Source organism: Psychrobacter sp. UBA6739 (genome assembly GCF_002453835.1).
GTDB classification, from domain to species: Bacteria; Pseudomonadota; Gammaproteobacteria; order Pseudomonadales; family Moraxellaceae; genus Psychrobacter; species Psychrobacter immobilis_A.
Genome location: NZ_DKHR01000060.1, coordinates 2,563 through 3,522, shown reverse-complemented (window position 1 = coordinate 3,522; position 960 = coordinate 2,563). Strand labels below are relative to the sequence as shown.

Genomic DNA, 960 nt, shown 5'->3' with positions numbered 1-960 from the left:
TCTAGGCGTTAAATGATTGATATGCGGACCCTTAAAGCCAACCACATCAGCGACCAGCGGATGCTGATTTAATAAACGCTGATAGAGCCCTTTTGCCACCGGCGTTTTATCATGCCAGCGAAATGTCTCTAGCGCTTCTTGTACAAACTGCTCTGCTTGCTCAGCAGTCAAGCCACCTTGCGCCTCAAAACCCTCAATAAGCTCAATAACGCCAGTAGTGAATATCTGACGCTGCGCCAGTGTGGCCGTGGCTTCTTGTTGTAAATTTTCATCGGCAATCAAATCTAAACNNCTAAACGCAATAACGAGGTAAAGACGCGAAAAGGGCTTTTATGCAATGAATGCGAGTCAAGCGCGCGAAAAGCTGTTGAATGTACCGGCACGCCAGCAGGCGCTAAATCGTAGTAGCCGACAGGGTGCATACCCATCACGGCAAAGAGACGGCGCATCATGCTCAGCTCTGCTGCGGTACCTAGCCTAATTGCCCCATGGCGCTCCATGCTCAGACGCTCAATCTCGCCCGTATGCAGCAGTTGTGATTTAATATCGGGATGTGAGGTTAATACTTCGGTATTGACATCACTGACCAAATCAACCAAGTCGCCGTATAGCGGCACCTCATCTTGGTACATCGCTGACATGGCCATAGAGAAATCATGGCGGATATCATCGCTGCAGATAAAATCCTTATCTGGACTGACGCTACTATTTTTCACAAATAAACATCCTTGTAATAGAGTTAATAAATTTTTAGCTTAATAATAAGTATTTGATTTCGAGCATTTGGTTATGACGATGCACTATCTATCCTAAGCACGCCTAAACATTAAGCGGCAGGCAATCCATCAGGAAGCGCGATGAGCACCTCTTTTAGAATATCCAACCCTTCTTTTAGGGTGTCAGGCTCTATGGTAAGTGGCGGTAATAAGCGAATGATATGGCGATATTGCCCACTTGGCA

The 960-nt window shown here is 46.3% G+C and carries 3 protein-coding genes; all 3 read right to left on the bottom strand.

What is annotated here, in order from left to right; translation table 11 throughout:
* On the bottom strand, window positions 1-282 hold a 282-nt coding region (locus B2575_RS12905; protein WP_296242524.1), incomplete at its 3' end, for a 2-oxoadipate dioxygenase/decarboxylase family protein.
* A 2-nt stretch (window positions 283-284) separates the two neighbouring features.
* Entirely contained in the window at window positions 285-632 is a 348-nt protein-coding gene (locus B2575_RS12900) for a 2-oxoadipate dioxygenase/decarboxylase family protein (protein WP_422662643.1), read from the bottom strand.
* A gap of 194 nt (window positions 633-826) precedes the next feature.
* The coding region (locus tag B2575_RS12895) for a hypothetical protein (protein ID WP_296242566.1) at window positions 827-960 on the bottom strand (134 nt) is incomplete at its 5' end.